Annotated in this window: 27 protein-coding genes and 1 tRNA gene; 16 read left to right on the plus strand and 12 right to left on the minus strand. The window is 60.0% G+C overall.

Annotated elements, in window-relative coordinates:
* Positions 1-19: 19 nt before the first annotated feature.
* Positions 20-1,168, plus strand: coding sequence for a carboxynorspermidine decarboxylase (gene nspC / locus DES53_RS20655; RefSeq protein WP_113960216.1), 1,149 nt, complete (start codon positions 20-22; stop codon positions 1,166-1,168).
* Here the strand turns inward: nspC and DES53_RS20660 are convergent.
* The 3 genes from DES53_RS20660 to DES53_RS20670 all read right to left on the minus strand — a co-directional run bounded on the left by DES53_RS20660 (position 1,138) and on the right by DES53_RS20670 (position 2,473).
* On the minus strand, positions 1,138-1,626 hold the full coding sequence (locus tag DES53_RS20660) for a hypothetical protein (protein ID WP_113960217.1): 489 nt from the start codon (positions 1,624-1,626) through the stop codon (positions 1,138-1,140). The two genes, nspC and DES53_RS20660, sit on opposite strands and share 31 nt — an antisense overlap.
* 108 nt (positions 1,627-1,734) lie before the next feature.
* Complete coding sequence (locus DES53_RS20665) at positions 1,735-2,001, minus strand: hypothetical protein (protein ID WP_113960218.1); 267 nt, start codon at positions 1,999-2,001, stop codon at positions 1,735-1,737.
* 148 nt (positions 2,002-2,149) lie between these two features.
* On the minus strand, positions 2,150-2,473 hold the full coding sequence (locus tag DES53_RS20670) for a hypothetical protein (RefSeq protein WP_147263517.1): 324 nt from the start codon (positions 2,471-2,473) through the stop codon (positions 2,150-2,152).
* Positions 2,474-2,718: 245 nt separating this feature from the next.
* Between DES53_RS20670 and DES53_RS20675 the strand changes: the two genes are divergently transcribed.
* The gene (locus DES53_RS20675; protein WP_113960220.1) at positions 2,719-4,593 is read left to right on the plus strand and encodes a polysaccharide deacetylase family protein; all 1,875 of its coding nucleotides are present in this window, start codon (positions 2,719-2,721) and stop codon (positions 4,591-4,593) included.
* Positions 4,594-4,867: 274 nt separating this feature from the next.
* On the opposite strand, the gene DES53_RS20680 is transcribed toward DES53_RS20675, so the two are convergent.
* Positions 4,868-5,134 (minus strand): hypothetical protein, encoded by a 267-nt coding sequence (locus DES53_RS20680; protein ID WP_113960221.1) that lies wholly within the window; start codon positions 5,132-5,134, stop codon positions 4,868-4,870.
* 306 nt (positions 5,135-5,440) lie between these two features.
* Between DES53_RS20680 and DES53_RS20685 the strand changes: the two genes are divergently transcribed.
* The 3 genes from DES53_RS20685 to DES53_RS20695 all read left to right on the plus strand — a co-directional run bounded on the left by DES53_RS20685 (position 5,441) and on the right by DES53_RS20695 (position 6,783).
* A complete protein-coding gene (locus DES53_RS20685) occupies positions 5,441-5,950 on the plus strand; it encodes a hypothetical protein (protein WP_113960222.1) in 510 nt (169 codons plus the stop codon).
* A 346-nt stretch (positions 5,951-6,296) separates the two neighbouring features.
* Entirely contained in the window at positions 6,297-6,572 is a 276-nt protein-coding gene (locus DES53_RS20690; protein WP_113960223.1) for a hypothetical protein, read from the plus strand.
* Positions 6,573-6,707: 135 nt separating this feature from the next.
* A tRNA-Ala gene (locus tag DES53_RS20695) sits at positions 6,708-6,783 on the plus strand.
* A gap of 31 nt (positions 6,784-6,814) precedes the next feature.
* Here DES53_RS20695 and DES53_RS20700 read toward each other — a convergent pair.
* The 4 genes from DES53_RS20700 to DES53_RS20715 form a co-directional block, all read right to left on the minus strand.
* Complete coding sequence (locus tag DES53_RS20700) at positions 6,815-8,113, minus strand: DUF1501 domain-containing protein (protein ID WP_113960224.1); 1,299 nt, start codon at positions 8,111-8,113, stop codon at positions 6,815-6,817.
* A gap of 32 nt (positions 8,114-8,145) precedes the next feature.
* Entirely contained in the window at positions 8,146-10,689 is a 2,544-nt protein-coding gene (locus DES53_RS20705) for a DUF1549 and DUF1553 domain-containing protein (protein ID WP_113960225.1), read from the minus strand.
* A gap of 41 nt (positions 10,690-10,730) precedes the next feature.
* The gene (locus DES53_RS20710) at positions 10,731-11,369 is read right to left on the minus strand and encodes a hypothetical protein (protein WP_113960226.1); all 639 of its coding nucleotides are present in this window, start codon (positions 11,367-11,369) and stop codon (positions 10,731-10,733) included.
* Positions 11,370-11,563: 194 nt separating this feature from the next.
* The gene (locus tag DES53_RS20715; protein WP_245958221.1) at positions 11,564-12,187 is read right to left on the minus strand and encodes an arylesterase; all 624 of its coding nucleotides are present in this window, start codon (positions 12,185-12,187) and stop codon (positions 11,564-11,566) included.
* Between the two features lie 14 nt (positions 12,188-12,201).
* Between DES53_RS20715 and DES53_RS20720 the strand changes: the two genes are divergently transcribed.
* From DES53_RS20720 to DES53_RS20735, 4 genes are all read left to right on the plus strand, one after another.
* Positions 12,202-12,927, plus strand: a complete 726-nt coding sequence (locus tag DES53_RS20720; RefSeq protein ID WP_113960459.1) for an ABC transporter ATP-binding protein — start codon at positions 12,202-12,204, stop codon at positions 12,925-12,927.
* A complete protein-coding gene (locus DES53_RS20725; RefSeq protein ID WP_113960228.1) occupies positions 12,917-15,463 on the plus strand; it encodes an ABC transporter permease in 2,547 nt (848 codons plus the stop codon). The genes DES53_RS20720 and DES53_RS20725 overlap by 11 nt, the downstream gene beginning before the upstream one ends.
* Before the next feature lie 97 nt (positions 15,464-15,560).
* On the plus strand, positions 15,561-16,007 hold the full coding sequence (locus tag DES53_RS20730; protein WP_113960229.1) for a YidB family protein: 447 nt from the start codon (positions 15,561-15,563) through the stop codon (positions 16,005-16,007).
* A 56-nt stretch (positions 16,008-16,063) separates the two neighbouring features.
* Positions 16,064-16,846 (plus strand): hypothetical protein, encoded by a 783-nt coding sequence (locus DES53_RS20735; protein ID WP_147263518.1) that lies wholly within the window; start codon positions 16,064-16,066, stop codon positions 16,844-16,846.
* Positions 16,847-17,022: 176 nt separating this feature from the next.
* On the opposite strand, the gene DES53_RS20740 is transcribed toward DES53_RS20735, so the two are convergent.
* Together DES53_RS20740 and DES53_RS20745 are read right to left on the minus strand one after the other, a co-directional pair.
* Positions 17,023-17,454, minus strand: coding sequence for a hypothetical protein (locus DES53_RS20740; protein ID WP_113960231.1), 432 nt, complete (start codon positions 17,452-17,454; stop codon positions 17,023-17,025).
* Complete coding sequence (locus DES53_RS20745) at positions 17,451-17,807, minus strand: YkgJ family cysteine cluster protein (RefSeq protein ID WP_113960232.1); 357 nt, start codon at positions 17,805-17,807, stop codon at positions 17,451-17,453. Before DES53_RS20745 ends, DES53_RS20740 begins: the two co-directional genes overlap by 4 nt.
* A gap of 62 nt (positions 17,808-17,869) precedes the next feature.
* On the opposite strand from DES53_RS20745, the gene DES53_RS20750 reads away from it, so the two are divergent.
* Positions 17,870-18,538, plus strand: coding sequence for an urease accessory UreF family protein (locus tag DES53_RS20750; RefSeq protein WP_170157261.1), 669 nt, complete (start codon positions 17,870-17,872; stop codon positions 18,536-18,538).
* A gap of 369 nt (positions 18,539-18,907) precedes the next feature.
* On the opposite strand, the gene DES53_RS20755 is transcribed toward DES53_RS20750, so the two are convergent.
* Positions 18,908-19,150 carry a hypothetical protein gene (locus DES53_RS20755; protein WP_113960234.1) on the minus strand — a complete coding sequence of 81 codons (243 nt, stop codon included), beginning with the start codon at positions 19,148-19,150 and terminating at the stop codon, positions 18,908-18,910.
* 138 nt (positions 19,151-19,288) lie between these two features.
* Complete coding sequence (locus DES53_RS20760) at positions 19,289-20,482, minus strand: acyltransferase family protein (RefSeq protein WP_113960235.1); 1,194 nt, start codon at positions 20,480-20,482, stop codon at positions 19,289-19,291.
* A gap of 179 nt (positions 20,483-20,661) precedes the next feature.
* Here DES53_RS20760 and DES53_RS20765 point away from each other — a divergent pair, with 179 nt between their 5' ends.
* From DES53_RS20765 to DES53_RS20790, 6 genes are all read left to right on the plus strand, one after another.
* Positions 20,662-21,381, plus strand: a complete 720-nt coding sequence (locus tag DES53_RS20765; protein WP_245958222.1) for a platelet-activating factor acetylhydrolase IB subunit — start codon at positions 20,662-20,664, stop codon at positions 21,379-21,381.
* A gap of 37 nt (positions 21,382-21,418) precedes the next feature.
* A complete protein-coding gene (locus DES53_RS20770; protein ID WP_113960236.1) occupies positions 21,419-21,691 on the plus strand; it encodes a hypothetical protein in 273 nt (90 codons plus the stop codon).
* A gap of 124 nt (positions 21,692-21,815) precedes the next feature.
* Positions 21,816-22,094, plus strand: a complete 279-nt coding sequence (locus DES53_RS20775; RefSeq protein ID WP_113960237.1) for a hypothetical protein — start codon at positions 21,816-21,818, stop codon at positions 22,092-22,094.
* Between the two features lie 13 nt (positions 22,095-22,107).
* The gene (locus tag DES53_RS20780) at positions 22,108-22,347 is read left to right on the plus strand and encodes a hypothetical protein (RefSeq protein ID WP_113960238.1); all 240 of its coding nucleotides are present in this window, start codon (positions 22,108-22,110) and stop codon (positions 22,345-22,347) included.
* 64 nt (positions 22,348-22,411) lie between these two features.
* Positions 22,412-23,146, plus strand: a complete 735-nt coding sequence (locus DES53_RS20785) for a lipoate--protein ligase family protein (RefSeq protein WP_113960239.1) — start codon at positions 22,412-22,414, stop codon at positions 23,144-23,146.
* Positions 23,147-23,186: 40 nt separating this feature from the next.
* Positions 23,187-23,564: a gamma-glutamylcyclotransferase family protein gene (locus DES53_RS20790; RefSeq protein ID WP_170157262.1), complete on the plus strand. Its 378-nt coding sequence runs from the start codon at positions 23,187-23,189 to the stop codon at positions 23,562-23,564.
* Positions 23,565-23,741: the final 177 nt, after the last annotated feature.

The raw sequence follows: 23,741 nt of genomic DNA on the forward strand, positions 1-23,741 counted from the left end.
CAGCAAACGTACCCACCCCATGCTCTCATTCGCCCCCGCCCGCATCCAGACCCCCGCCTATGTGGTGGATCTAGCCCTGCTGAAAAAGAACCTCGAACTGCTCGCCCATGTGCAGCTCGAAGCCGGATGCAAGGTGCTGCTGGCGCTGAAAGGCTTCTCCATGTTCTCCACCTTCCCGCTGGTGCGGCAGTACCTCAGCGGCTGCTGTGCGAGTGGTCTGCATGAGGCATTGCTGGCGCATCATGAGTTCGGCAAGGAGGTGCACGTGTACTGCCCGGCCTTCAAGGAGGAGGAGATGAAGCAGATCATCCCCATCGCGTGCCATATCAGCTTCAACTCCGTGCAGCAGTGGAAAAAATTCCGCCCGATGATTGAGGCGGCGGGGAGGGATGCTCCCAGCCCGGGTCTCCGTGTGAACCCGGAGAAGTCCACCGTGGAAGTCGCGTTGTATGATCCCTGCTCGCCCGGCTGCCGCCTCGGCACTCGCGCCGTGGAGATCAAGGATGGCGACCTCGAAGGTCTGGAAGGTCTCCATTTCCATGCCCTCTGTGAGCAGGGGTCGGATGCGCTGGAACTCGTCATCAGAGCCGTGGAGGAGCGATTCCCGAAATTCCTCAAGCAGGTGAAGTGGGTGAACATGGGCGGCGGCCACCACATCACGAAGCCGGGCTATGACGTGGAGCGCCTCATCCGCCTCGTCCGTGAGTTCCGCGAGCGTCATGACGTGGAAGTCTATCTGGAACCGGGCGAAGCCATCGCGCTGAACACGGGCTACCTCGTTGCTTCCGTGCTGGATCTCGTGGGTGAACCCGGTGCGCAGACTGCCATCCTTGATGTGTCCGCCACCTGCCACATGCCGGACACGCTGGAGATGCCCTACCGTCCCATGATCATCGGCAGCGGCCAGCCTGGTGAACTTGCGCACACCTACAAGCTCGGCGGCACTTCCTGCCTTGCGGGAGATGTGATCAATGAGTACTCCTTCGCCGAGCCACTGGAGCCCGGTCGCAAGCTGGTCTTCACGGACATGGCGCACTACACCATGGTGAAGACCACGACCTTCAATGGTGTGCCGCACCCGGACATCGATACCTACGATCCTGTCACGGATGAACTCCGCGTGGTGCGCCGCTTCGGTTACGAGGACTTCCGCAACAAGCTCTCGTAGTCGCGGCGCTTGCTTTCTGGAATCACGGGAACGGGGGCCGTGGGGACGCTCCCTGGCAGCTTCTTTTTGCGCTGCTCCATCAGTTCCTGCAGCCGATCCATCTGGGCGCGTATTTTCTCACGTTCCTCCCTGGACTTGCGCAGTGATTCCCTGGCTTTCTCCAGGAATACCTCGGACCGCAGGAGGATGGGATTGCGTTTGTAACCCCACAGGGTCATGTAGTGCTCGAGTGGCTTCTTGAATTGGGTATTGCTGTTCAGGGCACGGATGTAGGGAGCGCAGTAGTCCTTGATCCATTGCGGCTTCTTTTTGTGGTACCTGAGATCCTGGGGGTGCACGTTCACGCCGGTACACCAGAGGACCGCAGGTACGCTGAGCAGATACAGAAGCGGCGCCAGCGCGACCAACCCCAGCCACCACCACGGTGAGAGAGAGCCGTTCGCGGAGCTTTTGTTCATGGCCGGACTGGGGCGTAGATGCCGCATCCTCCCGCTTGCATGCCAAAGCAGAAGAGGCGGGCATCTTACCCGCCGGCCGTTCTCCAGTCACTGGAAAAACGCAAGGTGTCAGGCCGCGATCGCGTCGTAGACCAGGGGCTTGGGTTTGCCCGGCTTGCCGGTGGTGCGTACAAGGTCCGGGTTGGTGGGGTGATTCTCAAGCAAGCCAGCGAGTTCCAGGAAGCGCAGTGCTTCAATCGCGCGCATGTTTCCTTCGCAGGCGGCGGCCGAGGCGTCGAACCACGGTCTTCCGTCCACGGAGAGCGCTTCTCCCTGGATGAGATCAGTGGCATGCACGGTGGCCAGCTTGAGGGCAAGAGAGTCCAGTTCGGTCATGGGGGCAGAGGGGTTTGCGGTACTTTCGAGTCTGCCCCCGGAAGCGGACGTACTGCTGGAGGTGAAATGACCGCGTGTACGGAATCTCACATACGCTCATGCTCCCTGTTGCAGGAGGCATCGACCACCATCGCCTTCCTTCGCTGCTTTAGGCGCGGATGCGTTCGGCGTTCAGGATAAGATTATCCCACTCCAGGATCACGTAAGAAAGCGTGAGTCCATGCAGCGAGACCGAGCCGCCTGACTGCTCCTTGAGCAGAAGGAGGTCATCAATGATCTGGTGCGCAGTGCGACTCTCCCAGACGATGACATGATGCCCCGGGCCTGCGGACCAGCGGGAGGTCGTGGGAGATTCGAGAATGGAACGGCTGAGGCTGCCGGAGAAGGTTTCCGCCTGCTGGGACTTCGCCTGCACAAGAAACGCGGCCGTGGCACGGGCCACGTCTTCGCGGATTCTGAAAGTGGGGGGCATCGCAGGAATCATAACGGTATTGACGCGCTTTGGGGGCTTCGCATCTGAAGGACCCTTCAATCTTTGCACAAAAAACAGCGAGGCCAACAGGTATGCGCTGGAGTTGCTGATTTTCTCCTGAAGAAATGGCTAGGTGTTCTACATTTATTGGAAGGTTCCTTGGTTGAGATGATGGAAGAACGCAATGACCGTGCCGGTGGGGGCAGCGTTTTTCACGTTTTTGCCGGGTGCCTGAGTCTTTGTTCATGCAACGCAAACGCCCTCTTTCTCTCGCCACCCTCCTGCCCCTACTGCTGCTTGCCATGGCGGTGGCGGGTTTTTTCTTACTGCCACGCGATACCTACCATGCGCTGAAGGGCCTGAGCGGACCCACTGGGACGAGTGCGCTGGCACCCCAGAAGCCGGAGACTGCCTGGCAGGAATGTCGCGAGGGTGAGCCCAGCAGGTTGGCCGTCTTGCTCACAGACCCGAACTCTGCCTGGACCGGTATCCAGCACGCGCTGGAGACCATGGGCATCCCCTTTGTGATCACCGATGATGCCGCCCGAGCTGTGAAGCATCGGGTGGTACTGGTCTACCCGATGATCTCGGGCAAGCTGCTTGATCGCGAGAAGCAGGAGGCGCTGCGCCAGCATGTCAAAGACGGAGGTTGCGTGCTCGCCACCCAGGTACTGGGAACTGACCTGAAGGACCTCTTCGGCTACACGGAGGTGCAGGAGGCCCGCGCCCACTATGAGGTGAAACTCTCCGCCGACCATGCGCTCACCAACTGGCTGCGGGATGAAAGCGAGCGCACGGTGCGCCTGGGCAATCCAGAGCGGCCGCAGTCCTGGATAGGCACCCAGTACTACACGGAGCCAGCACAGGTGCTGGCCACCTTTCAGGATGGCAAGGCTGCATGGATTGCCAAAGAACATCCCGGTGGTGGACTGGCCATGGCGCTGGGCTTTGACCTCGGTTTCTTCATCCTGAAAGCCCAGAACGACCGTGATGACGACGCCTCGCGGAGCTATGTGAATGCCTACGAGCCCTCCGTGGATGTGTGGCTGCGTCTCATCCAGCACCTCTACCGGAAGCGTGAACCGCTCGCGGTGACCGTGGGCACCGTGCCGGAAGGGAAAAGCATCTCCGCCGTACTCTCCTTTGACATCGACTACGTGAAGTCCATGACGAACATGATCGCCTACCGCGATCTGCTCGTGAAGCATGGGGTGCCTGCCACCTTTTTTATCCAGGCGAAGTACTACCGTGACTTCAATGACAGCGGCTTCTTCAATGATGAAACGGTGGGCCTTCTCCGCGGCCTGCAGCAGAGCGGTATGGAGATCGCCAGTCACTCCGTGGCTCACACAGATGTCTTCGCGAGCCTTCCTCCAGGCACGGGCACGGAAGCCTATCCGGACTATCAGCCGCGCGTGAAGGGGAAGGGAGACACGCGCAATGCCTCCATCCTCGGAGAGATGCGCGTGAGCAAGTACCTGCTGGAGAGCATTACCGGCGCCCAGGTGCATTCCTTCCGTCCCGGCTACCTCGCGTGCCCTCCCAGTCTCCCACAGGCGCTTGAGGCCTCCGGTTATCGGTACAGTTCCTCTGTCACTGCAGGGAACGTCATGACCTACCTCCCATACCGGAAGAACTACAATCGCGAATACGCCGCTTCGACTGGAGTGATCGAGTTTCCCGTGGCGGTGGAAGATGAGCACTTGCCCCTGATGGATCAGCGTGTGCAGGGTGCCATGGACCTTGCGAACCAACTCGCTCAATATGGGGGCACCTTCGTGGTGCTCAGCCACCCGGATGTCATCAGCCACAAGCACCGCTTCGTGGACCTCATCCTGCCCCGCTTGAAACCGATGGCGTGGATTGGCACTATTGGCCAGCTTGGCGACTGGTGGAGTGCGCGCAGCCAGATGAAGATCGATGTCGCCCAGCGAGCGGAGAAACAGATTCACCTTTCCATCAATGCTCCGGTAGCCATCAAGGGTGTCACCTTGCAGGTGCCGGCCTCATGGAAAGCATCTGACGCCCGTCCATTGCCCCATGGCGCCACCTTGCAGGAGGGGCGGTTGTTCTTTCCCGAACTGCAAGGGGCGGTTTCAGTGACCCTGCAGGAGGAGTGACTATGCTGCGTGCTTTTTTCCCTCCTGAGGGAATGGCCGCAAAAGAACGCAAAGAAACCTCAGGAAGTCGGGTTTCCTGACCGGACTGATCGGTGGGTTTCCCACCCCGCCTCTCCCATCGGAGCAACAGTGCATGAGCATACGGGGTGCTTGGAGTGCTGGAGCTTGCTCCAGCATTCCAAGTGTTTTGCCCAACATGCGACATGGCAGGCACGTTTTCAGGAACTGCGTGAGAAAGGGCGCCAGGATGTAGACGTTCTCACGTCAAACTCGCCTATTTCTTCTCCGCCTTCTTCACCTTCTCCACGAACTTCGCGGGTTCCTTCTCGAAGTCTTCGATGCAGCTCTTGCAGCAGAGATACACATCGGTGCCGCCGTGGCTCACCTTCACAGGCTTGCCCATTTCGCCGAGCGGTTCATCAGAGACCACACACTTGGTGAGAGGGTAGGTCGCAGGCACGCCGGTGGGTTTCTTGTCCTCTGCGTGCGTCAGGCCGACAGTGAGGAGCAGAGTGGAGAGAAAAGTCAGGGTAAGCTTCATAGGACTGGGGCAGGTTGGTGATTCAGGGTGCAACGAACGATTCGCCGCCGCGAATAGAAGTACGTCTGACATCGCATGATGAGAGGCGGCTTTTCCCTGTATCGAAGGGAGAGGGTGACGATTCTCAAGGTGCGCATGGTTTTTCCCATGAACCCCCCGCCAGACTTTCCACAGGTATTGACCTTTATGCCTGCCCGATAGTCACCACCGGGCTCCGTTTATGAGGACATTTATTTTTTTCCTTTCTTCCTCCGGAACCCTCGACACGCAAAGACCCAACCCTTAACGTATATTATATCACACCATATGAAGGCCTTGCTCGCATCCCTCGTCTCCCATGTCCGTCATGTGCTGCCAGCGGCCGTGGTCACCATGGCCGTCTGCTCCTGCCAGAGCCCGGACCTGAATACCAACATCGTGCCCACCCGTACGGTGCCCATCTCCACCTACTCGAAGACTTCGACAGCCTTCAATGTCTACCGCTCCACGGAAGACGGCTACAGCGTGTGGGACGTGCGTCTGGGCAAGAGGAAGCCTTTCCTGCCTGACTTTGGCAATCCTCCACCCTGGGGCGTGCGCCCGCCGCAGATGGGTCGCTCCTATCGTGTGGTCGATGTGATTCATGATGGCTGGCGCTACAAGATGGATGACGGCAGCATCTGGGCCATCCAGTCCCCCTATCGCAAGGATGCCCGCCGCAAGATTGATCACGGCACGCTCATCTATCCCGTCGCCGTGGACAGCGAATACCTCACCGCTGTCATCGCCACGGGTCCGGATGAAGAAAGCGCCATGGTCGCCTGGATCGAGCGTTGATATCCCAAGTCCAAGCTTCATCGAGTCTTCTTCAAAGCTGGAGCGTCGTGGCCTGAGAAAGGTCAGACGCTCCAGCTTTCTTTTGGCTTGAGGGGATGGGCGCAAAAACTACAGGAAGTCAGGCCTCCTGACCGGACATTGGCCGGTGGGTTTTCCAGCCCACTGTGCCCGACGGAGGTGCCTCAGAGCGAGCCCTGCTGTCACCCTCGCAGAAAGTCCTGCATCCCTACCCAACCGGAGTCACCGCCTGGCGCGAATTCCGTGCGTCCATGGCAGACCCTGGCACTGCGCGCTCTTGTGCATCCATTCTCCCTGGAAGAGAGAAAATACCCCTCGCTTCCCCCAGATGAAATCGAAGACCTCCCGCAAGCCCTTCGTCATCCTGCGTCGTTTCACTTCCCTGTTGCCCATGCGATATCGCTGTGCGGCACTTTTGTTCAGCACCGTCTTTCTCTTCCCCTTCATCCTTCTTGCCATGGGGGTGGGCGTCCTCGTTTCCGCGTTGCTGGAGGGCGTTGCCACGTTGAGCCGGTGGGCGGCGGATGCTGCGGGACTTTCATCACGGGCGAAGTTGCAGGACCTGCCACGCTCATCCGCCAGTGCGCCTCCTCTCCAGAGCTGAGTGCGGCGTGGCCGTCAATCAAGGAACCCGGTGATGGGCTGCTCCGGAGACCGAACCCGATTTGTGGTGATTAAAGGAAAGAAAACACTTGTCACTTTGGTCGCCCTGCGTAGTCTCTCCGTCTCGTTTTTGAGCGGGGCATTAGCTCAGTTGGTAGAGCGTCTCAATGGCATTGAGAAGGTCAGCGGTTCGAATCCGCTATGCTCCACCACTTTAGAAAAGAAAAGTGGTGGAGAATGCCTTCAGCCGAGCAGGTCCTTGATGGGTGTCCCATTGCGTACCAGCATCACGGGACGACCAGTCGGGGTCTGGTATTCCTTCTTCGGGTCGATGCCGAGCGATTGGTAGAAGGTCGCCGCCACATCCTCTGGCGAGATTGGCGTGTCCTTGGGACCTTCTCCCTTGGAATCCGACCCGCCGAGGACCCGCCCCCCCTGGAGGCCGCCGCCCGCGAAAAGGCAGCACATGGCACGCGGCCAGTGATCGCGGCCAGCGCGCGGATTGATGGTGGGGGTGCGACCGAACTCACCGGTGACAAACACCACCGTGGACTCCAGAAGGCCCCTGGCATGCAGCGTGAGGAAGAGCCCGCTGAGCCCCGCGTCCAGCGAGGGAAGCTTCTGGGACTTGAGCACCCGGAAGTTGTCACTGTGTGTGTCCCAGCCATCGAGATTGACCGTGACGAAGCGCACCCCGGCACCGATGAGCCGCGTTGCCAGCAGGCAGCTTTGCGAAAAGGCATCGGTGCCAAAGAGGCTGGTGATCGAGGCGGACTCCTTGCTCAAATCAAAGGCATCGCGCGTCTTGTCTGAGCGCATCATGGCATAGGCCCGCTGGCTGAATTGGTCCATGCCCGAGAGCAGCTTGTCCTTCTGGGCAAAGTCGCCGAAGGCAGCGTCATAGCGCTTGAGCATGTCCTGTCGGCGATCCACATCGGCGAGCGTCACGCCATTGCCCAGGGTGAGGCCGCGCACACGGAGGGGCTTCCCAGCTTGGGGGACGGGGCCGGTCTCAAAGGGGCCGTGCTCCACACCCAGGTAGCCCGTGGTGTACCCGCTGTCCGTGGGAATGGCGACAAAGGGTGGCAGGTCTGCGGGTGCCGTGAGTTCCTTCGAGACGACCGCGCCATAGCCGGGGTAGCGCAGCGCTGGTATGGGACGGTTGCCGGTGCCGAGGAACTGCACACCGAGCTCATGCGCCGCGAGATTGTGGCTCACCCCGCGCAAGATCACATACTTGTCCGCGCACTGGGCCAGCTTCGGCAGGTGCTCGCAAATGCGGATGCCGGGCACTGCGGTGGCGATTTCCTTGAACTCACCCCGATGCGTGTCCGGGGCATCCGGCTTCAGGTCAAAAGTGTCCATGTGGCTCGGTCCACCGCCGAGGCGTACGAAGATGGCGGCCTTCGCCCTGGCCGTGGCCTGCACGGCATTGTCACCACCCATGGCGAGGTACTGAGGCAGGCCCAGCCCGATGCCGGCAAGTGCGCCGACTTGTAGAAAATCACGCCGCTGGATTCCAGATGAGTTCAGGAAGTTCATCGCTGGTGATGGTTTGGAGTGGGGTTTGGAGATCAGTGATTCACCGTGAACTCGCGGGTATTCAGCATCACCCACAGGAGGTCACGCACGCCATCGAGGGGATCCGAAGCCGCCGCGATATCGGTCCGTGCTTGGTGCATCTCCGCTGCGGTTGGGGGACGGCTGACGGTGCGTAGAAACACTTCGCTGATGATGCCGTCCAGCTTGTCTGCCGCCGGGCTCACGGATGGATTCGCTGACCGCAGTTCCGCAATCCATGAGGGCGTGCTTCCCTGTTGTCCCTCAATGCGTGCGAGCAGATCGGGGTCATTCCGTGTGTAGAGGGACTGAAGCAGGGTCGGTGTCGTCGTGCGTTCACAGTCGCAGTTCGTCTCACGCATGGGCTTGCCAAAGGTGGTGAGCGCATAGTCCGCGAGATTGCGGTTCCCAATGACATCGCCGAGGCCGAACGCCGCGATATTGGGGCCGATTTGGCGCTCGGCGACCTCAATCAGCAACGCCTGTTGGCGTGAATTCGCGGTCGTCGCCATGGTCATGGCATCCAGCAGCACTTCCGCGGGAAGACGGCGTACCACAAAGCGGCTGAAGTTTTTCTCGTCGAGCTCATTGGTGGCATTTGGCTTCCAGCTCCGCTGATAGGTGTCGCTCGTGAGGATGGCACGATGGAGTTTCTTCATGTCGTAACCAGACGCTACGAATCCCTCTGCCAGGTGCTCCATCAACTCGGCATTCACCGGGGGATTGGCGAGATTGATATCGTCCGCCGGATCCACCAGCCCGCGATGGAAATAAGCCGCCCACACCCGATTCACGAAGGCACGTGCAAAGAAGGGATTGTCCTTTGCCCGCAACCACTGCACCAGGGGCTCGCGAGGATCCGAGTACTCTTTGATGAGCACCTGGTCTCCACCGAGAAGCTTCGGTGTCAGCACGCGTCCGGAATACGCCTGCGCATTCGGCCTTGCGATGGTGCTGCGCGGAGACCGCGTCGTGATGTACACCTCGTGAATGGGGAAGACTTCACCGGCATCAATGCGCCGGCGAATCTCCGTGCTCTGGGCGTCACGTGCCTGCATCATATTGCCACCACCCGCAGCGGCGCGGAGTTCCTTGGTGGCTGTCACGAAGTTCACCTCATTGTCGCGCCGGATGTCGCTGTCATACCGCACCGGCTCAAAGAACGCCTGGAACTGCACGTAGTCCGCCTTCGTCCACTGGTCGAAGGGATGCTTGTGGCACTGCGCGCACTCGATGCGCACCCCGAGGAACGCGTGGGCAAAGGCCAAGGCGCGGTCCTCGGGCTTCTGCACATTCTTGCGTGCCCAGAAGTAGGGCATGGTCTCGCGTAGCGCGAAGTCAGCGCGGTTCTCGCTACGCAGGTAGGAGGCCATCTCCAGCGCATAGTCCTTGTAGGATTGCGTGGGAGAGCTGCGGCTGGTGGCAAGGACGATGCCTGCGACGATCTTGTCGTACGGCTCATTCTGTTTCACCCGGCGGTAGATCCATTCCCACCATTGGCGGGCGAACTCGCCATTCAGGTCGGTCACGTTCTCGGAAAAAATCTGCCGTGCACTGTTGCCGGTGAAATCACACAACTGGGTGGCCCACCACGCTGCGTGACCGGGCGAGTTGAGCAGGGCGTCAATCTTCTGCGTACGTTTATCCGGTGACTTGTCCGCGAGAAAAGCGGTCACCTCTGCAGGAGTCGGCAATGTACCCGCCACATCCAGGCTCACCCGACGGAGGAACTCCGCGTCCGTACAAAGCTCCGAGGGCACGATGCCGAGCTTGCGAAGCTTGGTGACCACGAGTTCATCCACCTTCGTGGGTGCAGGCACCACCGGATACTTCGTATCCACAAGCTCGCTCACCGGAAGCATCACTGGAATGGGGGTGACACCGTTGTCGTAGAACGCGACCACATGCGTGTCACCGCGGGTTTTGCTCTCCACGAGTCCTGTCTCAGAGATGCTGGCCACGGCATCGTCGTTCGAGCGAAACCGTGTGAGCCGCGTGACATCCTCAATCCTGCCATTCTTCCAGTACGCAATCACCTTGAGCTGGGTCTTCTCGCCTGCTTTGGCAAAGACGATTTCGCGCGGAGAGACTGCCAGCCGCTCAAACTCGCCAGTCTCCGCAGGATCATCCTCCGCTCCGCTGGCAATCCACTGCACCAGCATCTGGTGTTCCCAGGAGTCCTTCTTGAAGCGTTCCTTCCCTTTGTGCTTCATCTGCACGGTGGGTTTCATCACCAGGAGACTCTTTGCAGGCTCCTGTAGATTCACACGCACCTCACCCTCGCCGCCGTCGGTATCTTGAGTGAGTTGCCTGAGGTCTGCCTCGAAGTCATAGCCAAAGAGCGAAAGCTGGAATCCACCTTGCCCGGCGAAGGAGCCATGACACTCGCGCGAACTGCACCCAGCTCGACTCAGCAGGGGAATGATGTGTCTGCGAAAGCTTGGCTCCTTCACGGGAGTCGCCCCGATTTCCACTGTCTCCTGTGCAACCGCAGTCGTCATTCCCAACGCCATGCCCGCGAGGCAGAGGGAATAGCGGGTGAGGGGCGATGTTCTCATGGGTTGCCTTTCTTCAGGCCCCGCGAGTGATTCGCAGGCGTCTATTTCGCGGTTTTCTTGGTGGCGGCAGCTTTCGCATTGCGCTGAATCTCCGCCTCCGCGGCCTGTGCCAGTGCAGCCTTCTGGCTCTCGTTGAGAATGCCATCCAGCTTGCTCAAGAACTGCTCCTCCATGTCCTGATTCTTCTCCTCCTGGATGCGCTTCCGCGCTTCGGGATCTGCTTTGATGGAAGCGAACTTGTCCGCGTACACGATACCTGTCTCCTCTGATGCGGCTGCGTAAACGGCATTGATCTTTTCGATGAGCGTTTTCTGCTCCGGCGTGAGGATCGTGGCAATCTGCTCGCGCATGCGTGCCGTCGCTGCATCCATGGTAGCGCGCGCCTTCTCGCGCTGTTCCGCAGTCACACTGGTGTCGGATTTGGAGAGGCTGCGTGCCGCCTTCACCGATTCATCGTTGCCCATATCGCTTTGCGCCTTCGCGATTTGTTCCGCTTGGGCATCCGTGAGCTGCAAGGTGGCGTTCAGCCCGGGAATGAAAGGAGGGACAAAGCCTCGCTTGGGAGAAGACCAGAAGGGGAACCCGCTCAAGTCAGCACGCTTCAGTTTCGACTCCGCGCCCAGTGCAGCGAGCGTGGTGCATCCGACCAGGAGCAGAGTGAGGAAGGAACGCGTTTTCATAACCAGGCAGACTGCGGGGTGGGTGGTTAGGCAGCAGGCCCGGGTACGGCCGGACCTCGCTAGGGTATCGCATCTACAACGCCCCGCTTTGCCTAAAATTGCAAAATAGAAATATTTGGGTGCAAGGCTGCCAGTCAGCCCCCCGAAGAGCTTTGTCGTTGGATGCCTCTTCCCCCAGACGGTGGAATGGGACCTTAGAGCATTCCCTTGAGCTTCACCCAGACCAAATCCGCGATCTTCTGCTGCCCTTCCGCGGTTGGGTGAATCTGGTCGGCCTGGTTCAGTTTTTCATCTCCACCCACGCCTTCCAGCAGGAAGGGCAGGAGCTCAATCTTCTGCGCATCCGCGACCTTCGGGAATACTGCCTTGAAGGCCTCGACATACTTCGGCCCCATATTGTCCGGCATCTGCATGCCTGCGATGAGGATTTTCAGAGCGGGATTTTTCAGCCGCGCCTTCTCGATGATGCCAGTGAGATTCTTTTCCGTCTGCTCCGGGGATATCCCGCGTAGGCCATCATTGCCGCCCAACGCGATCACCAGTACGTCCGCACCCTTCTGACCGAGCGCCCAATCAATTCTTCTCAATCCACCCGCAGTCGTGTCACCACTCACCCCGGCATTCGTCACTTCAAAGGCAAGCCCTGACTCATCCACCTTCTTTTGCAACAATGCCGGATATGCCTCATGACGCTCCAGTCCGAAGCCAGCAGTAATGCTGTCCCCAAGGACAACGATTCTCTTCTTATCTCCGTCCGAGGCATGCGCGGGTGAAAGCGAAGCGCTCGCGCCGAGTCCTGACATCAGCAGTCCAAGCATCAGCCATCTCATCCATGTCATCCCAAAGCGTAGAAGCACCACCCACGGCTGTCAAACCACCCATCCTGGAGATCCGTGGGCTGACCAAAGTCCACCGTACTGCCCGCCATGAGCTGACCGTCCTGCGCGACATCCATCTCACGCTGGATGCAGGGGACACCCTCGCCGTCACCGGTCCCTCCGGCAGTGGCAAGACCACCCTGCTGGGGCTCTGCGCCGGGCTGGATGATGCGACCGCGGGCTCCATGAAACTCGACGGTCATGCCCTCGAACATCTCTCCCAAGATGCCCGTGCTGCCCTGCGCAACAAACTGGTTGGCTTCGTCTTCCAGAGCTTCCAGCTCATCCCCACGCTCACCGCAGTGGAGAATGTCCTGGTCCCGCTCGAGCTGCGCGGGGAAGTGGGGCGTCAAAAAGATGCTGAAGCCCTGCTGAGGGAAGTGGGGCTGGGCGACCGGCTGGACCATTACCCCACCCAGCTTTCCGGGGGTGAGCAACAGCGCGTGGCCCTGGCTCGCGCGTTCATTCACCGTCCCAAGATCCTCTTCGCCGATGAGCCGACTGGCAATCTTGATGCCGCGACCAGCGAGCCCATCGTGGAGATGTTGCTCCGTCTGAATCGCGAGTCGGGCACCGCACTCGTCCTGGTCACTCATGATCCCGGTCTGGCCGCGAAGGCCCGGCGCGTGATCAAGATGAGCGGCGGAACCGTCATCGCGGAGGCACAAAATGCCGTCTGATCCCCGTCCGCTTCCATCCAGCCTCCTGGGGGCTCTGATTCATCCGTGGACCTGGCGCATGGCCTGGCGCGACAGCCGGACGCAGCGGCTTCGCCTGCTCATCTTCTCGCTGGCCATCGTATCCGGCATCGCAGCTCTCGTGGCGATTCACTCGCTGAAGGCCAGCGTGGAAACTGGCATCGAGTCGCAGGCGAAGGAACTCCTCGGCTCCGACCTCCAGGTGTCCTCGCGGCGTCCCATCACAGACGAAGACGCGGCCAGGCTCTCGAAGCGCGCCACCCGCACCACGAGAGAGGTCGCCTTTCCTTCAATGATGACCTTCCCGGGGGGCGCAGCGCGGCTCATTTACATTCGCGCCCTGGACGGAGAGTTTCCATTCTATGGAAAAATCGAAACGCTGCCCGAGGAAGCGTGGCAGCGACTGCCTCATGAGCCCGGCGTTCTGCTGGATCCCTCTTTGCTTGAGCAGTTCAAGGCAGCGGTGGGCGACGAAGTCGAACTCGGCAGCCTCCGTCTGAAAATACTTGGAGTCATTCACAAGGCACCGCCGCGTACCAGCCGCTTCAGCGCCTTCGCTCCTGAGGCGTATGTCCGTCTTTCCGACGTTCGCCAGAGCGGTCTCACCGGGGGTAACAGCATGGTCACCCAGCTCCTCCACCTGGAAATTCCCAAGGCACCGCCCTCGAAGGAACTGAAGGAGACCATTCAGCGAGATTTCCCGGACAGGGCCTGGCGGCTCGAGACGCCTGAAGATCGTCGCGAAACCCTTGGTGACGCACTCGACCTTTTTCAGCGATACCTCGGGCTGCTCGCGCTGGCGTCACTGGCGCTCGGCGCACTCGGTGTGGCAGGTGCTGTGCAATCGCACATCAGCCGCCGCGTCCCCACCATCGCCATCCTTCGCTGTCTCGGGGCTCCGCGCCAGCTGGCTGCCGCTGTCTACATCGCCCAGACCATGGCCCTGGGATTTCTGGGTGCCATCCTTGGCGCGGGCATTGGCATTGTCCTGCAAATTGGAGTGCTGCGTTGGTTCGGTGACAGCCTTCCCGTTAGCATCGACCCGGTGCCCGAGTGGGGGATTGTCCTTCGCACCACCCTAGCTGGCTTTGCGGTGTGCTGTGGGTTCGCACTCATTCCTTTGCTGAAAATCCGCCGTGTCTCACCCGCTGCTACGTTGCGCAGCGGAGCCACGCTTCCCGGAAACAGCCTCCGCGTGGTCCCGGTGTATCTGTTTGTTACCGCCTTGCTGGTGGTGCTTGCCCTCACCAATGACCCGGACTGGCCGCGCGCCATGGCGCTCGTTTTGGGACTCGCCTGTGCCTTCGCTCTCACTGTGGGTGTCGCCGTAGTGCTCATGGAGAGTGCGCGCCGCATCGTCCGGCCGCGCTGGGCCTACCTGCTGCGGCAGGGCATTTCGAATCTCCATCGTCCGGGCAATCAGACGCTGCTCTTCCTGCTCTCGCTTGGTCTCGGCACCTTCCTTCTGCTCACCATTCTCCTCGCGGGGAATTCTCTCCAGCAGCGTCTCGATCTCACGCACTCCAGTGAGAATCCCAACCTCTACCTGGTCGACATCCAGGCTGATCAGGTCGATGGCGTCACCTCCTTGGTGAAAAGGCACAACCTTCCCGTGCTGGAAGGCGCGCCCATGGTCACCATGCGCGTCCAGGCCATCCGCGGTGTGCCCGTTGGCAAGGTGAAGGGCCTGCCCCGGTGGATCGCCAATCGCGAATTCCGCTCCACTTATCGGGATTATCTCAACTCCAGTGAATCCATCACGGCGGGCGAGTGGCACAAGACCATCCCCGATCCTGGTGGGCCCATCCCACTTTCTCTTGAGGAGAAAATCGCAAAGGACATGCTCGTGAATGTTGGCGACACCATGACGCTGGATGTGCAGGGGGTCTCTTTGGAGGCGCGTGTCACCAGCTTGCGCAAGGTTGATTGGGGCCGGTTCAACCTGAACTTCTTCATGATTTTCCCGCCCGGTGCTCTGGAGGGCGCACCAGGTTTCCATGTGGTCACCACGCATGCACCGGACGCTGCCGCCTCAGGGAATTTGCAGAAGGCGCTGGCGGCGGAGTTCGGCAATGTCTCGTGCATCGACCTCGCTCAGATCCTGGAGACTGTCCGCAGCATGCTCTCGCAGATCTCGCTCGTCGTCACTCTACTAGGCAGCTTCACCCTCATTGCGGCGCTGCCCATTCTTATTGGCACCCTGCTCAATGGTCGGGATGTCCGCCTGCGCGAAAGCGTCCTGCTGCGCACACTTGGCGCGTCTGCGAGGCAGGTGCGCATCATCCTCACCATCGAATACGCCACGCTCGGTCTTCTCTCCGCGCTCACTGGCACGCTGCTGGCTGCAGGGGCCAGCGCCGCCCTCGCCACGTACGTCTTCAAAACGCCGCCCTACCCCGATGTGAGTCTTCTCATCACGGCCTTCTTCATCACGACCATGGTCTCCATCCTCGGCGGCCTCGCTCTCAGCCGCGGTGTATCGAATCATCCGCCGCTTGAGGTCCTGCGCCACACGTGATGCCGGATAGGAACGGGCCCAATGGCAGCTCCCAAGAATAGGATTGCGGTGCCTGAGCATTTTTGTCAGGATCGAGTCTCAACAACCACATCCGACCATGGGACTGCTTGATGACCTTGGAAAAGAAGTGATGAACAGGGCGCTCGGGGGCACGACCGGGGCGGGCGCTAGCGCTACGGAGGTGAACTGGGTCCAACTCGGCATCGCGCTGCTGGAGAAGTTTGGCGGGCTGGACGGCTTGATGGCGAAGTTTCAACAAAAGGGCTTCGGAGACCTCATCGCCTCCTGGGTGGGCAAAGGGACAAATCTGCCCATTTCCCCCGACCAGATCGCGCAGATCCTTGGCAAGGGGAACGTGCAGGACGTGGCAGCCCAGGCGGGCACGGACGCTGCAACGGCGGCGCATGGAATTGCCCAGGTGCTGCCAGGACTCGTTGACAAACTCACTCCAGATGGTCAGCCTGTGGGTGGCGATGTCCTTCAGCAGGGCATCCAGGCCCTGCTGGGCGGCAAGCTGGGGGATCTTGGCAAGCTTTTCAGCTAGGCGGCGTACCATCATTCCCTCAACCCAATTCACCACCACGCACGATTCTGATGATCATGAAATACGCATACGCCACCACCCTGCTTCTCCTGGCTGCCACCTGCGGAGTCCAGGCCGCGAAGGATGATGAAAAGCTCCCAGCGATCCCGGGCGACGGAAAGGGCCGCTATGGCGTCTACACCTTCGCTGATGCCAAGGCAGAAGCCACCAAGCGGAAGAAACCCATCGCGATGATCGTCCAGAACGATCGCACTGAAGAGGCCGCGGAAAAGAATGCGATCCTCAAGGCCTACTGGGGCATTGAAAAGGATGCCACGATGGTGATGGTGACCTCCCGCCTCATGGTCGAGGCCAAGAGCCGCTTCACCCCTGAGTCTCTCGAAGCGCTCAGCAGTGCGGAAGCGGGCAAGGCTTTGCCCCGGCTGGTGGTCATGAATTCAGATGCCACCGTCCCCCTCGGGGTGATGAGCGCGGAGCAGATCATGGCGGCTGATGAAAAGGCCTTCAAGGAGTTCGGCAAGAAGATGGAAGACGCGAACAAGAACCCCTCTGGCTCCAAGATCACGCTTACCCCCACCGGTGCCAAGCCTGCTGCACCAGCGACTCCGGCAGCTACTGCTCCCGGTGCCGCCCCTGCTGGTCCCGTGGCCATCAAGGACCCGAAGGCTGAAAGCTGGACCAATGCTGAGGGCAGAGCCGTGCAGATGACTCTGGTGTCGGTGAACGGAACGGAAGCCACTTTCAAGCTGGCTGATGGCCGCTCGCTTCCCCTGGATGTTTCCAAGCTTTCCGACGCTTCCAAGAAGCGCGTGGAAGAGCTGGTCGCTGCAAGCAAGTAAGCGAGGCTGATAGACGCAGATCTTTGATATCACACCACTGGCGGATCTTCGGATCCGCCAGTTTTTGTTTTTAGGGACATCGGAAACGCGCAAAGGTCGCCTGTGGACAACGACATGCGCAGCGAGTGTCGCTGGTCTGAGTTCCCGCTGGGTGGGCTCCGGATCTGGCGCTGATCTCAGCGGATACGGATTCCCTTTTCCCGCAGCCGTTTGACGATATCCGGGCCGTTGTTCTCCCTCAAATCTCCGGGGTCGATTTCCGCGGCGGAGCCATCCTTTTTCTGCACGAACCAGACTTCTACCACGCGGTTTTTCCTATCACGCTTTGTACCGATGGTCACCTGTTCCACTTCCGCGAGGCGGAACCCCTTCACCGTGGGGGAGAACCAGAAGCCGGTAGTCTGTTCGAGTTTTTCGTCATCCAGAATCACTTTGTCCATGGCCAGCATGGGGGCGAAAATGCCTCCGGCGATCAACGCGATTGCGGAGGCGATCAACACCAGCCTGGTAGGCAGGCGCAGACGGTAGAAGATGAATCCCACAACAGCGGCAATGACGGCAACAGCGATGGCCAGCAACGGCACCCAGGTAGGGAAGGTATAAGTCATGAGGGGGACTGGCTTGGCGATGGCATCTCAATCGCTTCACATACTTCACGCCATCCTTCGAACCTCCATTGGTTTGGAAAGCCCTTGCACTGGACCGGCTTCACATCCTGCAGGCGGCAGCTGTTCTTGCCTTCGAGGAAGAAGCAGGAGCCATCCTCCTTGTCGATCAGCGAAAGGTGCCTGCGGTTCGCACTGAGACGCGTGTACTGCTGGATGAAATCAGAAACTTCCATGCTCATGAAGGAGGCAATGGCATCCACCTCTGTGTCTGTCACGATCACATCTCCAGGCCATCGGCAGCAGTTGCCACAGCGCTGGCACAGGTAGGTGACGTTGGGATTGTCAAGCGACATGCAGGGGTGGGGGACTTTTCGGTTTTACGTGGCGGGGAGTCCAGTAGAGTACCCCGGTGTCTGTGATTGCAAGATTTCCCCGGCCTGATCCGAAGCCCAATCCTCTGGGCCTCGAACTCACGCTGCACTCGGAGGAATCGCGCATTGAGCACGAGGAGAGTCTCGCATGGATCCGCTGGATCTTCCAGAGCATCCGCGCCCGCCGGGAGTCCATCGTCTTCCGGACCGTGGCCACGAACCGCGAAGGGGTACTGGCGGACTGGCAGGACTTTGCTGTTCAAGTCTGGTACCCCGCGCTCGCACCCGGATTATTGCGAGCCTGGAAGGCGGCCCACGCGGAGGACCTCGAAGGATTACTGGACGCGGGAAAGGAACTCGGCGCCACGTTGCCGGAAGACGTTCGTGAGTCGAGCGCCGCAGCCGGAGAGCTTTTGCTGAAGGCCACGCATGGCGCGAAGTATCCCGGTGTTCTCGGCCGCATGCGCCAGGCTCTCACCCAGGAGCCCATCGATCCGCATCTCGCCATGGTCTGGGCCTCCGTGGCAAACCTTTTCCATGTGCCGCCGCTGGATGTGCTGGCGGAGTACCTGCGTGAGGAGTGGCTCACCGCCCTGCGCGAGCACCCCCAGCTTCACGAGCCACAAGGCCCCTTGTGCTTCTCTGCCATGGCGCACCGCGCCCTGCGTGAAGGGGGCATGATGGGGATGTCCGGCACGACGGAAGGACAGTAAGTGGTGCGACGGTGGAGGGATTCCACCTCGGAAGGAATGACCACAAAAGAACAGAGAGGACGCAGAGAAGAATGGGACGGGGGCGTGGCTACGAACGGTGTTGATGTGACGCTGCGGTATCAAAAATCGCAAAGCAGCAAAGCAACTCAAGGAGGTTAGGCCTTCCGGCCTGACAGTGGGCGTTGGGTCTTCTGACCCGACAGCAGCAACTCCAATCTGCCGGACCAACATTTCAAGACCTGCAGGGCCTGTGATTCACATGACCGTGGTTGCTCTGCTACTTTCGCTGCTTTGCGATTCCACTAAATGCACGCCAGACGCTCTCGCAATCCCACTGTCCTACCGGCGCACCGCTCACTGTCGCACCGGCTACCACCTCGCGGGTCCACCCATCGCGCGTCGCGCATCGGGAAAGTCTCCCGTCGCATAGCCCACGGACACTTCCATTTCTCCATGCAAGGACAGGGGATCTTCGCCTGCCTTCTTTTCACCCAGGGTGTAGCTGCCTTCATCGCTGACCTTCTGCGTGGCGCACTGGGAAAGGCATGCTGCAACGAGTGTGATCATCGCCAGTCGCAGCACGCGCATGCGGGTAAGGAACGAAGCAGCCATGCGTATCGGTAAGCCTGAACGCTTCTGGGCGCAAGCCTGCCCACATGTCTGCCGTTGCCCTCATCGTTCACCGCCCTCCAGCACCAACCTTTTGCGTTCCTTGCGTTCTCTTGCGGCCTCTCTCTCAGGCACATCAATTCAAATGCGCAGGAAAACCTTCTGCCGCCATAGCCACCAGCAGAGCAACCAGATCACCGCCAATACGCCAAGCCGGCTCATCATGGGGCCGTACGGCCCGGTGAACCAGTCCGCACCGAGATGCCGCGCCAGGGTTTCGCGGATCCACCCTCCGCTGAGTTGGAACAGCAGGTACACCGTGATGGAATTCATGCCCACCACCGTGAGAGGCATGGCCCAGCGCTTCCAACCCTTGATGTCCATGACCGCATAGAAGGCTGCCAGCATCAGGATCACAATGCCGCCGCTCCACAGAGTCCATGATGGCGTCCAGATGCGCTTCACGATGGGACATACGAAGATGCCTGCCACCAATCCGGCTGCCATCAATGCTACGCCGGCGACCACCAGCACGCGCAGCTTTGTCCTGGAGCTGTCCTTGCGACGCAGCCGCTCGCCGCAGATCAATCCCAGAAGCATCGTCACCAGGGACGGCACGAAGTTCAGCGTCTGGTATCCGCCGCCTCCATACACATAAGGTTCGGTTCGCGGAAAGAGATTGAGAAACCAGCGGTCAAAGGTAGCGGCTGCGTTCACGTGAGGATTCCATTTTGCGAAGAATCCGGAGAGCACATCATGGGGCTGCATCCACTTGATGGTGCTGGCCGCAGGAGGGGGAGATGCTGGCCAGCAAGCGAACAGGGCCCAATAGATGATCAACAGACCTGCCCCGATGCAGATTTGCCACCTTGTAGAAACACGCGTGAGAAGAATCAGGAAAAAATACCCAAGGCCAATCTGGGCCAGCACGTTCGTGAAGCTCCAGTTTGTGAGCTTGCTCCAGTTCGAAGCGAGCAGCACGCCAAGCAACACCAGGACGAGTGCTCGTACTGCGGCATGGCGCAGGATGGCACCCCATGAATCTCCGCGTTCCAGCCGCTTCGCTGTGGAGAATGCCGCTGCCACTCCCACCATGAACATGAAGGCTGGCTGGATCATGTCCCACAGCACACCACCAGCCCAGGCCACATGGTCAAACCAAGGAGCCACCGTGGCCCAGCCACTGTCGGGGAGGTTCTTCGCCACTTCAGGAATCCCGAGAGACCCGGAAGCCATGAGCACCATGATGAAGCCGCGATAGCCATCCAGCGAGGCGAGGCGTCCGGAGGAGGGGGCGGCACTTGGAGCCGGGGAAGAGGCGGAAGGTGCGGTCATGCGCGGGAACCTGGTGTGCGATGGGATGTCGGGATCCAAGACGGCGGGAGCCTGCCTCGTCTGTCGCAGACTCCCATCTTTTGATGTGTCTGCTCCTCTGAGCATGCGCTGACAACATCTGACGCATGGCGAATGAAATGCCATTGCATTTCCGGATCACCTGCCCACTATCCGGCTCGATGAAACGCACCGCCGCTCTTCTCGCATTGTTGTTGTCCGCCTCGGCCCATGCCGAGACTCCCAATCTCGCCACCACGCCTCTCCAGCGTCCTGAGCCTGGACCCCAGGCCCGGCATGAAAAGTTCAACGCCGTCTCCAAGGAAGGAAAGGCGGAGCTTGTGTTCCTCGGTGACTCCATCACGCAAGGCTGGGAAGGTGCTGGCAAAGCTGCGTGGGAAAAGACCTGGGCTCCGCTCAATGCGGCGAATTTCGGCATCGGCGGCGATCGCACGGAGAACGTGCTGTGGCGCCTGGAGAATGGCAACTTCGACGGGCTCAAGCCCAAGGCCATCGTACTCATGATTGGCACCAACAACACCGGCCACCAGAAGCCCGACGGCTACCAGAGTCCTGCGAAGAACACCGCGGAAGGCGTGAAGCTCATCCTAGAAAAGCTCAAGGCCAAGGCTCCGCAGGCCAAGATTCTGGTGCTCGCCATCTTCCCCCGTGGTGCAACGCCCGAAGACAAGTGGCGCAAGCAGAACGAGGAAACCAACGCCATCATCAAGACCTTCGCCGATGACAAGACCGTGTTCTACATGGACATCGGATCCAAGTTCCTCGCGACTGACGGCACTCTCACCAAGGAAATAATGCCCGACCTCCTGCACCTCTCACCGAAGGGATACGAAATCTGGGCTGAGGCCATTGAGCCCAAGGTGAAGGAGCTGCTGAAGTAACCTTCGCTTCCTCAAGGACACCATCTCACACCGTACGATGGCGCTGGAGATCCTGGAGCTTGTGGGAGGACTTGCCGAATGCTGGGGCTGGTTCTCGCTGAGCGGCTCGTGTCTGGTGTGGGTGGTGACCTTTGGAAAGGTTTGGCTGGCGGATGATCATCCGCACTGGGCGGGTCTGTTCGGTATCATGCTGCACGTTGCCGTTCTGGTGGTGGTGGCGGTATTCTTCTGGGGATCCGGTCCTGAGCAAAAGGTGAATGCGGGAGGAGATGGGAAGGCCGCCGCTCCTGCGCAGAAGGGTGCTCAGTGATATCCTGGCATCATGACGCATTGCAGGCCCGGATGTTCAACGTTGCTCGTGCACGAATTTTTTGAACGTCGTATTTCTCCGTCTGTCCACTGTGCAGGTTCCGTTTGCAGATAGAAAAAACATCATGCCACTGGATTTCGACTTTGGAGACCTTGGAGATATCTTTACCTCGGGTGACGTGTGGACATGGTTCCAGCTCACTGGTTCATTCCTCGTGTGGCTGGTGACCTTTGGGCAGGTATGGTTGATGGACAGCCACGAGCATTGGTCTGGCTTCATCGGTTTGATGTTCCATGTGGCGTTGATTGCCGGGCTGACGTACAGCTTCGGCGGGAGCGATGTGCAGCACGAAAGGCCGCCGGCTGCCAAGGTGGAGGCTGTCCCGGTCCCCAAGGCCTCGTAGGAAAGAGACAATTATGCCGCTGGATGAGATAGCAGGAGGCTGCGTCGAGGTCATTTTTCGCTTTCTGCTCGAAGTGCTTGGCGAGGGATTCCTGCGGTTGCTGTGGGCCATCTGCCAGTACACCGGCGCGGTGATGGTATGGGTATGCACCTTTGGACAGGTCTGGCCGCTCTACAGACATGAGCACCTTGCAGGTGCCGCGGGGCTGCTGGCATACGCCCTTCTCACCTGGTGGCTCGTGCGGACCTTTTGAGGTTGGCGATTTTCAGGTGGACGTCGTACTCCAGCAGTGACAGAGGCGTATCACCTCTGCATCCATGAAGCTCACTCATCTCCATCTCTGGCATGATACCGTCCCTCACGCGGGGCCGCTGAACATGGCCATCGATGAGGTACTGCTGCGTCAGGCGAAGGAGCCCTGGTTGCGCTGCTACTCCTGGAGCGAGCCAAGCGTGAGCATCGGGTTCTCGCAGGACCCCGTGGCACTCGCCGCAACGCTGCCTCCGTTCCCTGTGGTGCGTCGTTGGACGGGTGGGGGAGTCGTGATTCACGATGGCGACTGGACCTACACCCTCATCGTCCCGCGTGATCATCCCTTCTGCGAGCTGCGCCCGGTCGAGACATATCGCCTCATCCACGTAGCGCTCATCGAGGCATTGCAGGGCATCGGTGAGGAAGGGTGCGAACTTCAGCCTGTGAGCACGAGCGAAGGCCGCGGCGTCTGCTTTGTGGAGCCCGCCATGTATGACGTGGTGCGTGGTCCGGACAAGATTGCCGGCGCCGCCCAGCGCCGCAGTCGCATGGGCTTCCTGCACCAGGCCAGCGTGCAGAATGTGAAGCTGCCGCCGGACTTCGGTACCCGCTTAGCTCATGCCCTCGCGGAAAGCGTGACTGATGCGCCACAAGCTGAGGTCGAGTCCATGGTGCTCTCGGAGGCTACGCAACTTGCCAAGACACGATACGGTGCCGCCTCATGGATGGAACATCGCCGTGACCTTGGTGAGCCCATTCCCGGACAGTCTTCGCCATCTGCACCCGCCGCAGTGGCATGAAGTGAGCTGTGAGCCAGGGCATCTGCCACCACACCACCTCATGCGCATCTTCGTCTACGGCACCCTCAAGCGCGGCCTGAGCAACCACGCCTGGATTGCCGGGCAGCAATTCATCGCAGAGGCATGCACGGAACCCGTGTATCGCATGTATGATTGCGGCGGCTTTCCTGGCATGATCGCTGTGGCACAGGGTGGCGTGAGCATCCTCGGTGAAATCTGGGAAGTGGACGAACCTGGAAGGAAGAAGCTGGATATCCTCGAGGATGTGGAAGGCGGCGAGTACGCGCTGGAGCCGGTCCGCCTTGCGGTAGGAGATGGCGTCACCGATGGTGTGATACATCCCATTCCCATCTTCACCTACATCTACAAACGTCCCGTGCAGCACATGCCGGACGCGGGTATGAATTGGAGAAAGTGAATCGGACGCAAACCGGATTGCGATTGACGCGGTTTGGAAAGATCGTCGGGCCTCATCAAGAGGGACTGCAGAAGCCCTTTCACCTTGGTTACTGTGGAGCTCAAGGGAGAGGGAGGCTGGAAATAGCAACGGAGATGGTGTGTCCTCGCTCTGGATGAGGCTTGAGATTGCAATGAG

The organism is Roseimicrobium gellanilyticum, from assembly GCF_003315205.1.
Lineage (GTDB): Bacteria > Verrucomicrobiota > Verrucomicrobiia > Verrucomicrobiales > Verrucomicrobiaceae > Roseimicrobium > Roseimicrobium gellanilyticum.

What these genes read in the sequence shown, in the direction of transcription:
- nspC (WP_113960216.1), top strand. Translation starts at nt 20, where the DNA reads ATGCTCTCATTCGCCCCCGCCCGCATCCAGACCCCCGCCTATGTGGTG.
- DES53_RS20660 (WP_113960217.1), bottom strand. Translation starts at nt 1,626, where the DNA reads ATGAACAAAAGCTCCGCGAACGGCTCTCTCTCACCGTGGTGGTGGCTG.
- DES53_RS20665 (WP_113960218.1), bottom strand. Translation starts at nt 2,001, where the DNA reads ATGACCGAACTGGACTCTCTTGCCCTCAAGCTGGCCACCGTGCATGCC.
- DES53_RS20670 (WP_147263517.1), bottom strand. Translation starts at nt 2,473, where the DNA reads ATGCCCCCCACTTTCAGAATCCGCGAAGACGTGGCCCGTGCCACGGCC.
- DES53_RS20675 (WP_113960220.1), top strand. Translation starts at nt 2,719, where the DNA reads ATGCAACGCAAACGCCCTCTTTCTCTCGCCACCCTCCTGCCCCTACTG.
- DES53_RS20680 (WP_113960221.1), bottom strand. Translation starts at nt 5,134, where the DNA reads ATGAAGCTTACCCTGACTTTTCTCTCCACTCTGCTCCTCACTGTCGGC.
- DES53_RS20685 (WP_113960222.1), top strand. Translation starts at nt 5,441, where the DNA reads ATGAAGGCCTTGCTCGCATCCCTCGTCTCCCATGTCCGTCATGTGCTG.
- DES53_RS20690 (WP_113960223.1), top strand. Translation starts at nt 6,297, where the DNA reads ATGAAATCGAAGACCTCCCGCAAGCCCTTCGTCATCCTGCGTCGTTTC.
- DES53_RS20700 (WP_113960224.1), bottom strand. Translation starts at nt 8,113, where the DNA reads ATGAACTTCCTGAACTCATCTGGAATCCAGCGGCGTGATTTTCTACAA.
- DES53_RS20705 (WP_113960225.1), bottom strand. Translation starts at nt 10,689, where the DNA reads ATGAGAACATCGCCCCTCACCCGCTATTCCCTCTGCCTCGCGGGCATG.
- DES53_RS20710 (WP_113960226.1), bottom strand. Translation starts at nt 11,369, where the DNA reads ATGAAAACGCGTTCCTTCCTCACTCTGCTCCTGGTCGGATGCACCACG.
- DES53_RS20715 (WP_245958221.1), bottom strand. Translation starts at nt 12,187, where the DNA reads ATGCTTGGACTGCTGATGTCAGGACTCGGCGCGAGCGCTTCGCTTTCA.
- DES53_RS20720 (WP_113960459.1), top strand. Translation starts at nt 12,202, where the DNA reads ATGTCATCCCAAAGCGTAGAAGCACCACCCACGGCTGTCAAACCACCC.
- DES53_RS20725 (WP_113960228.1), top strand. Translation starts at nt 12,917, where the DNA reads ATGCCGTCTGATCCCCGTCCGCTTCCATCCAGCCTCCTGGGGGCTCTG.
- DES53_RS20730 (WP_113960229.1), top strand. Translation starts at nt 15,561, where the DNA reads ATGGGACTGCTTGATGACCTTGGAAAAGAAGTGATGAACAGGGCGCTC.
- DES53_RS20735 (WP_147263518.1), top strand. Translation starts at nt 16,064, where the DNA reads ATGAAATACGCATACGCCACCACCCTGCTTCTCCTGGCTGCCACCTGC.
- DES53_RS20740 (WP_113960231.1), bottom strand. Translation starts at nt 17,454, where the DNA reads ATGACTTATACCTTCCCTACCTGGGTGCCGTTGCTGGCCATCGCTGTT.
- DES53_RS20745 (WP_113960232.1), bottom strand. Translation starts at nt 17,807, where the DNA reads ATGTCGCTTGACAATCCCAACGTCACCTACCTGTGCCAGCGCTGTGGC.
- DES53_RS20755 (WP_113960234.1), bottom strand. Translation starts at nt 19,150, where the DNA reads ATGGCTGCTTCGTTCCTTACCCGCATGCGCGTGCTGCGACTGGCGATG.
- DES53_RS20760 (WP_113960235.1), bottom strand. Translation starts at nt 20,482, where the DNA reads ATGACCGCACCTTCCGCCTCTTCCCCGGCTCCAAGTGCCGCCCCCTCC.
- DES53_RS20765 (WP_245958222.1), top strand. Translation starts at nt 20,662, where the DNA reads ATGAAACGCACCGCCGCTCTTCTCGCATTGTTGTTGTCCGCCTCGGCC.
- DES53_RS20770 (WP_113960236.1), top strand. Translation starts at nt 21,419, where the DNA reads ATGGCGCTGGAGATCCTGGAGCTTGTGGGAGGACTTGCCGAATGCTGG.
- DES53_RS20775 (WP_113960237.1), top strand. Translation starts at nt 21,816, where the DNA reads ATGCCACTGGATTTCGACTTTGGAGACCTTGGAGATATCTTTACCTCG.
- DES53_RS20780 (WP_113960238.1), top strand. Translation starts at nt 22,108, where the DNA reads ATGCCGCTGGATGAGATAGCAGGAGGCTGCGTCGAGGTCATTTTTCGC.
- DES53_RS20785 (WP_113960239.1), top strand. Translation starts at nt 22,412, where the DNA reads ATGAAGCTCACTCATCTCCATCTCTGGCATGATACCGTCCCTCACGCG.
- DES53_RS20790 (WP_170157262.1), top strand. Translation starts at nt 23,187, where the DNA reads ATGCGCATCTTCGTCTACGGCACCCTCAAGCGCGGCCTGAGCAACCAC.